At 56.6% G+C, this 7,324-nt stretch carries 7 protein-coding genes; 2 read left to right on the top strand and 5 right to left on the bottom strand.

The genetic code is table 11. The features are described from left to right. The 4 genes from VI895_14875 to VI895_14860 form a co-directional block, all read right to left on the bottom strand. Positions 1 to 360 (bottom strand): hydroxymethylbilane synthase (locus VI895_14875; GenBank protein ID HLG21082.1); only part of this gene is annotated, 360 nt, incomplete at its 3' end. Further along, positions 357 to 1,643 carry a glutamyl-tRNA reductase gene (gene hemA / locus VI895_14870; protein HLG21081.1) on the bottom strand — a complete coding sequence of 429 codons (1,287 nt, stop codon included), beginning with the start codon at positions 1,641 to 1,643 and terminating at the stop codon, positions 357 to 359. The genes hemA and VI895_14875, both read right to left, overlap by 4 nt. Continuing rightward, positions 1,634 to 2,500 (bottom strand): cytochrome c biogenesis protein CcsA, encoded by an 867-nt coding sequence (gene ccsA, locus VI895_14865; GenBank protein HLG21080.1) that lies wholly within the window; start codon positions 2,498 to 2,500, stop codon positions 1,634 to 1,636. The genes hemA and ccsA overlap by 10 nt, the downstream gene beginning before the upstream one ends. 12 nt (positions 2,501 to 2,512) lie before the next feature. After that, on the bottom strand, positions 2,513 to 4,105 hold the full coding sequence (locus VI895_14860; protein HLG21079.1) for a DUF4388 domain-containing protein: 1,593 nt from the start codon (positions 4,103 to 4,105) through the stop codon (positions 2,513 to 2,515). A gap of 137 nt (positions 4,106 to 4,242) precedes the next feature. On the opposite strand from VI895_14860, the gene trxA reads away from it, so the two are divergent. Together trxA and VI895_14850 are read left to right on the top strand one after the other, a co-directional pair. Next, the gene (trxA, locus tag VI895_14855) at positions 4,243 to 4,575 is read left to right on the top strand and encodes a thioredoxin (protein HLG21078.1); all 333 of its coding nucleotides are present in this window, start codon (positions 4,243 to 4,245) and stop codon (positions 4,573 to 4,575) included. A gap of 207 nt (positions 4,576 to 4,782) precedes the next feature. Next, the gene (locus VI895_14850; GenBank protein HLG21077.1) at positions 4,783 to 6,852 is read left to right on the top strand and encodes a hypothetical protein; all 2,070 of its coding nucleotides are present in this window, start codon (positions 4,783 to 4,785) and stop codon (positions 6,850 to 6,852) included. A 9-nt stretch (positions 6,853 to 6,861) separates the two neighbouring features. Here VI895_14850 and VI895_14845 read toward each other — a convergent pair. Continuing rightward, on the bottom strand, positions 6,862 to 7,324 hold a 463-nt coding region (locus VI895_14845), incomplete at its 5' end, for an FtsW/RodA/SpoVE family cell cycle protein (protein ID HLG21076.1).

The raw sequence follows: 7,324 nt of genomic DNA, 5'->3' as shown, positions 1-7,324 counted from the left end.
TCCCTTCGGGAGCGTGGCCAGCGTCCGGCCGTCCCGGGTCACCAAGGCGTCCCGGGGATCCACGCAGGTCGTCACCGCCGTTAACTCGACTCCCTTCGTGACCTCCGAAGGAAGATCTTTGAGCGAGTGAACCGCGGCGTCGATTTTTCCCGCAAGCAGCACATCGTCCAACTCTTTGACGAAAATCCCTTTCGCACCGATTGCGGCGAAAGGGAGATCGGCCTCGCGGTCGCCGGAGGTCCTGACGGTTTCGATTCGAAACTCGACCTTCGGAAAACGGCTCGAAAGGCCCTTCTGAATCATTCCGGTTTGCGCCAGCGCCAAAGCGCTCCCTCGCGTTCCGATTCTAAAAAGGTTCACGCTTCCTCGTCCTCTTCCGTCCATTCCAGACGAAACACTTTGGCCAGCATCTCGGCCCGCCGGAGCCTTTCTTTCCTCGCCTCGTCATCTTTCAAAAAAAGGATCGGATCGTTGAGCACTTTCCGGACTACGGTCTCAATCGACCGGCGGATCTCCGTTTGATCGGGTTCGGACAGGGACGGTACTCTTCCCAAAATGCGCTTCATCTCCTGCTCGGTGACGGAATCGTATTTCTTTTGAAGCGCTTGGATGACCGGCGCCACGCTCAAACGATCCGCCAACCGCAAGAAGCGATCGACTTCCAGTTCGACGATCGCCTCCGCTTTTTCCGCCTCTTCTCGTCGCAGCTCGAGATTCGCGTCCACCACCCCTTTGAGATCGTCAATATTGTAAAGATAGACGTCGTCCAATTCGTGGACGCTCGGTTCCACATTGCGTGGAACGGAAATGTCGATGAAAAACATCGGCATCCGCTTCCTCGTCGCGACCAGGGTTTCCAGGCGGTGTCTCGTCACGACGTAGTGAGGGGCGGCGGTGGAGACAATTACGATGTCGGCGTCCGCGAGATAATGGTCCGCCTGGTCCATCGGCACCGGCACACCTCCGTAGCTCCGGGCCAGCTGCGCCGAGTGTTCGTAAGACCGATTGGTGAAGGCCATCTGCTGGACTTTTCGCCGGGCCAGATTCTTGGCCGTCAGCTCGGCCATCTCACCGGCGCCCCAGATCAACACCTTTCGGTCCGCCAAATCCCCGAAGATCCGTTCCGCCAAATCCACCGCCGCGTGACTGACCGACACCGCCTGCTCGGCGATTTTCGTCTCGGTGCGGATTTTCTTGGCGACGGAAAAGGTTTTTTGAATCAGCTTGTCGAAAAAGGGATTCGTCATTTGCAGGGAGATGGCGTCGAAATACGCTTCCTTGACCTGCCCCAGAATTTGCGGCTCGCCGATGATCATGGAATCGAGGCTCGCGGCGACACGAAAAAGATGGCGAACCGCTTCGCGGTTGGTCTTGGTGTAAAGAAAATGGCGCAGTTCGGCCCGGTTTGTCCGGTGGAACTCGCCCAGAAACTGTTCAACGTCCACCAGGAGCTCGGCCTCCCCCTCTCCCGCTGCATATATTTCAACGCGGTTACACGTCGAGAGCACCATCCCCGAACTGATCGACTGGCGGTCGGCCAGTTTCTTCAAATAAACGTCCTTCGGGTGTTTCGAGAAGTCGAGCTGCTCGCGCACTTCCAGCGGCGCGGTCTTGTGATTCAGCCCCAATACAACTAAGTCCATGAGCCCCCGCCTCCTCGGAAAAAATGCGAACCGGACAAGACCTGTGTCGGCGGCGTCGGAAAGAAAAACGTCACGCCTAAAAAAGTCACCACCAGAAAGGCGAATCCGATGGAGATCAGCGCGAAAAATCGTCCCCCCTTCCATCCTGCGGAAAATCGGACGGCCAGCAGGAGCAGGTACCACCCCCAGGTCACGAGAGAAAAGAGCACTTTCGGGTCGCGCACCCAGTCCTCGGCCCAGACGAAATGAGCAAGGTAGATGCCTGTTCCGATTCCGAGCGTTAAAAAGAACACCCCGGCGACAAGGGAGCGGACGGCCAGGCGATCCAAACTTTCCAGAGGCGGCAGCATTGCCACGATGCGACCTAATTTCTTGGCCTTAAGTTCCCGTTTTTCGATCAGGTAAATAAGCGACGCGAGAAAGGCGACGCAAAAACTTCCCATGCCGACGAAAAGCACGGCCACGTGGAACGGGAACAGGAATCCCCGCGCGGCGTTGGTGGCATGCACCGCTTTTTCCGGGAGAAAAAGCGAAACGGCGGAACAAAAGATCGCCACGGGCAAAAGAAACGCCGCGATCGCTTCCAGATGAAGCCAAAGTTTCACCAAGAGCGCGAGAACCACCAATGCCCACGCCAAAAGCGCAAAGGCATTCGACGGGCCGGCCAGGGGCAAGTTTCCTTCCCCTGTAGCCTGCACGGCCCGCCAGACCAAAGCCGCTGTTTGAAGGATAAATCCTGTTGCCAGAGCCAACAAAGCCGACCGGTCGAATCTCCGGATGCGGAACAAGAGTCCGGAAAACAGCAAACCGGCAGCCAGGGCATAAAAAACGATGCCGAACAGCTCCGCGTACAACATGAACGTTCCTCCCTACTCCCTTTTTCGGAATATCCCTTTGAGTCCCCCGCTCTGCTGTTTGGTGTCCCTCATGTTCATGAGCCGCAGTTCGGAGTTGGCCTCCTGATGTTTCGGCTGCAAATCGACCACTTTCTGATAGAGCTGTTTCGCCCGGCCGAGGTCACCTTCGCTCTTGGCCATCATTCCGAGAAAAAAATAGCCCTGAACCAATTGGCCGTTCATCTTCAGACCCTTTTCCAGCAACGCTCTTCCTTCTTGAACTTCCTTCGCGTTCCTCGACTTCGAAGCCTGGCGATAGAGGGCCCATCCCAGGTAAACGAGGTACTCGGGCTCTTTTTCGTAAAGTTTGACCGCTTCCCGCAGAGATGCGATCGCAGCTGGGAAGTCGCCCTTCTTGATCAGGATCTGCCCCTTCTGGAATTCAATCTCGGACTGGATGATGTCGTTCGCTTTCTGAGCGTCCACACCGCTCGCCTGGAGTTGCAAAGTAGCCTCGTACTCCTTCCGGGAGTTGTCGTTCGAGAGAACGTTATGCGCCTCCGAAAGCTTGGCGAAGAGCGACTCGGCCAGCTTTTTGTCCTCTTTCGTGGTGGACGCGGGGAGGCGGTCTGGATGGAAGATTTTGGCGAGGTCGAAATACGCTTTTTTGATCTCCGCCGTCGTGGCTTTTTGCCCCTGGCCGAATAATTCAAAGTACGTCTGCTTTGCGCTGGCCTCTAATCTTTTGGCGATCTCGGCCGCGAGTTCATTTGACGCCTTCGCCGCGGCGCTTGCCGAGGCGGGTTGCGACGCTTTGGGAGCCTCGGCCGTGCGGACGGTAAACCGGCGCTGCGTTGAATCGTAGTCCCGGCTGTCTTGATCGCTTAAACGGACCATTCCAAGATCGCGAAAGGCTAAGAGCATCGCTTTTGCGACCGGCTCTTCTATCCGGGATTTTGCCAAGATGTCTTTGAACGCCGCTACGCCGGTGATCGCGCGTAAGAATCCCATTTCTCTTCCCACCAATCGAAGCTTCGCTACGTCGATGTTGTGGCCGCCGACCACCATGGGCTTCGCGTTCGGATCGACCGCCGCGGGTTCCTTGGAGCCTTTGTATTTTCGTATGAGGCCTCGGAAAGAAATCTCCAATAGATTCTCTTCGACCGCGATTTTCGCCGTGTCTTCGGGGATGGACGGAATCAGGCCGTAACGGCCGTCGGCCCACAGAAAGACTTCGTGAATTCGGAGCAACAGTTGCTGGTGGAGAGATTCGTTGAGTAAGGCGCGATCGATCAAGCCCATCTGAAGAAACGCCTCCCCCTGGTGAACAGCCTCCCTTCCCTTAATCATCGCGAGCGATTTTGTCAGCTGCGCCTCCGTCAAACGTCCCTCGCGGACCAAAATCTGCCCCAAGGTCTCTTGCATGATGTTCGACCGAGCCGCCACCGGCTTGCCTTGTTCAAAAATGAAAGACTTTTTGACCTCGTCCCGGGCCAAGACCAGGACTCCCGAAAAAGCGTTGTCCGCGATCCACTGGAGCAGCTTTACGAGCGGAGTTTCTTGAAGCGATCCAACCGATTGGGCCTGCGTCGACATATTCGTAATTTGGGCGCGGAACCGTATCATAGCAAAGCCACTGCTTCCACGAAGCGCTCCGTTCCGTTGACACGTCGGAGAACTTCTTCTAGCGTTCCCCGAACCCTTTGGGGAAAGAAGGTAGTTTCAGTTTAATTTCAATAACTTGTCGTTGGAGGTTGGACGGTATGGCAAAAGACGGAACGGTGCAGGCGGTGACGGATCAAAGTTTCCAAACCGATGTCTTGAATTCGGATAAACCGACGCTGGTCGATTTTTGGGCCGAATGGTGCGCTCCTTGCCGCGCGATCGCTCCGCTCGTGGAAGAACTCTCGAATCAGTACGGTGAACAGGTGAATTTCCGGAAACTGAATATCGACGATAATCCTTCGACTCCGATGCAGTACGGAATACGCGGGATCCCCACGCTCATTTTGTTTAAAAACGGCGAAGTCGTGGACCAGGTCGTCGGAGCCGTCCCGCGACCGCAGCTGGAAACTCTCGTCAAGAAAGGACTGTAAGGGCCAGTTCACTTACGCCCGGCTCATACCTCTAACCTAACCCTCGCACCTGCCGTCAACGAAACGTAACTCCTGTTGTCGACCCCGACGGCAAGGCCAGACCGAATCCGTAAACGGGAGGCCATCTAGAACATCGCGTCAGAAGGGTCCAATATATCGGGATGCTCTGACCGCTGCCTATGCGGACAGAGAGGAGGGGGGTTGTTCATGCGAATACAAATTCTTTGGATCGTGTTGGCGACCTGCGTGGTGTTGGATTCTTCGGCTGGAATCGCCGAAAACGACCACGCGTATAACATGGTGGATAAACTCCGCGTCGAAAGTGCGGAAGTTGGCCCTGTCCTTTTCAGCCCGAATGGAGACGACGTTCTCGACGAAACGGTCATTCACCTGACGGTTCAGGCGCTGGGTACCGACGGCAGTTCGGGAAACGGCAAATCGGCCTCGTCGATTGAGGGAGAGATCGGAATTGATACGCCGGGTGGAACCTCGTGGCTCTTTTTTGAGGAGGCCGTCCCGTTCACAAAGCGAGGGAACGACTGGGTGTCGATCCCGCTTGAAATTTTGTGGGACGGTCGAGATTCCAAAGGCTTTTCTTTAGGGGAAGGGGACTTTCATCTTACGTACACGGTTCGCAAAGTCCTCGTCTCGTCCAGCGGACAGCGCAACGTGAAGGATCAAGTGAGCGGCGAACTCGGTTCGGTCCGAATCGACACCACGCCTCCGTCGATCTCGATCGTTCAGCCCCCTAACGGTCTGCTGACAAATCAATCCACGATCCACGTGGCGGGGACGGCCCGAGATGAAAACGGCGTCAGTTCGGTTACGGTGCAGGGCGCAGCCGCCCTTTTGCAGGGAGAGGACTTTTCGGTCGATCTGTCATTGCCGGGAGGGGAGTATTCCCTTGTCGCAACGGCCACGGACGCCGCGGGGAATAGCGCGCAATCAGCGCCGGTTACCGTTTTCGTGGATCTGACGATGCCCGACGTGGCGATCTTATGCCCTCCAACTGGAACCCAAACCTCGAGCGCGGCCACTTCCATTGTAGGTAACGTTCAGGACCATTTCGGCGTCGCGTTCGTCACCGTCAACGGGACGCTTGCGGCGTTGATCGGAAACACCTTCCATGTGGATCAGATCGCCTTAATTCCTGGAAACAACACATTTATCGCTACGGCGACGGACCTCGCGGGAAATACGGCTATGTCATCCGCAGTGGTTGTTCAACGGACGGAGGGTGGACCCGCCACCATCAGCACTTGGGCGGGGGACGGCACGACGGTCTTTGACGGCGACGGACAGCCGGCGCCGCAAGCATCGCTTTCGTTGCCGCTGGGAATCAACGCGGATGCCGATGGCATCCTCTATATCGGAGACAGCAGCCACCGGAGGGTGCGGCGCGTGGACGCGAGCGCCATGATCTCCACATCTGCGGGAACGGGAACCTCGGGAACGAGTGGCGATGGCGGTCCCGCTGCGAACGCACAGTTCGTGAACACCCAAGATGTTGAATTCGGTCCCAACGAGTCGGTCTATATCTTGGATACCTCGGGTCGAAAGATTCGGAAAGTGGATTCTAATGGCATCATAACCACCGTGGCTGGAACCGGAGGCGGTGGAAACGGAGGAGACGAAGGGCCGGCCACATTGGCGACCTTCTTCTTGCCGACCGGGATCGCCGTCAGCAACCGGGGCAAGATCTACGTCGCGGATATGAACAATGAGCGCGTACGAGTGATCGATGAGCAAGGGATCATTCACCATTTTGCAGGGGGATCGATCAACAATGACGGCATTCCCGCATCTACGGCAAGGCTTTTGGGCCCCGAAGACGTCAGCGTTACGCCCAACGGCGAGGTTCTTATCGCCGACCGATCGGACAGCCGCATTCGAAAAGTAGATCGGAATGGAATCATTTCCACGGTTGCCGGAACCGGCGCTTTTGGATTTAGCGGGGATGGAGGGTCCGCAACATCGGCAAAATTGTGGCAACCTTGTCAAGCCATCATGAACGCGGACGGGAAAATATTAATCGCGGATGGCCGGAATCACCGAGTCCGCCAGGTCAATACGGATGGGACCATCGACACCGTGGCCGGAACGGGGATCGCCGGGTTCAGCGGGGACGGAGGCCCGCCGAAAGACGCCAAACTGAACTTCCCGCGGCGAGTCGCGTTCGACGGTTTGGGAGGTTTCTTCATTGCTGATTCGCTAAACAATCGCGTTCGCCAAGTGAGCGGCGGCACCACGGGCGACGTGTTTCAGTGCACGCCGTAATCTCCGGTTCTAAAACATATATCTGCGCATGCTGATGTTCAGCAGGAGACCGACGGCGAAAAGCGTCGTGATGAGGGAGGTGCCGCCGTAACTGAACAGCGGCAGCGTCACGCCGACGACGGGGAGCAATCCCATTTCCATTCCCAAGTTAATGACGGCTTGGGACGTGACCAACGCCGTCAACCCGACGCCCAGCATCATCCCAAACCGTTCTTTAGCCATAAACGCCACGTTCAACCCGAGCAGCGATACCGAAGCGTAGAGGCCGAGCAGCAGGATCGAACCCAGAAATCCGAATTCTTCGGCGAAGTTCGAAAAAACAAAGTCCGTGTATTGTTTTGGCAAAAACTGGAGCTTGCTTTGAGTCCCTTTGAGATACCCCTTACCGGAAAATTCTCCCGCCCCGATCGCGATTTTCGATTGGATGATCTGATACCCCTGTCCCAGAGCGTCCCGCTCGGGATTTAGAAAC

It is taken from the genome of Bdellovibrionota bacterium (genome assembly GCA_035292885.1).
GTDB lineage: Bacteria > Bdellovibrionota_G > JALEGL01 > JALEGL01 > DATDPG01 > DATDPG01.
This window is presented reverse-complemented; position numbering and strand designations above follow the sequence as displayed.

Coding starts and splice junctions, on each gene's coding strand:
- ccsA (HLG21080.1), bottom strand. CDS start 2,500: ATGTTGTACGCGGAGCTGTTCGGCATCGTTTTTTATGCCCTGGCTGCC.
- hemA (HLG21081.1), bottom strand. CDS start 1,643: ATGGACTTAGTTGTATTGGGGCTGAATCACAAGACCGCGCCGCTGGAA.
- trxA (HLG21078.1), top strand. CDS start 4,243: ATGGCAAAAGACGGAACGGTGCAGGCGGTGACGGATCAAAGTTTCCAA.
- VI895_14860 (HLG21079.1), bottom strand. CDS start 4,105: ATGATACGGTTCCGCGCCCAAATTACGAATATGTCGACGCAGGCCCAA.
- VI895_14850 (HLG21077.1), top strand. CDS start 4,783: ATGCGAATACAAATTCTTTGGATCGTGTTGGCGACCTGCGTGGTGTTG.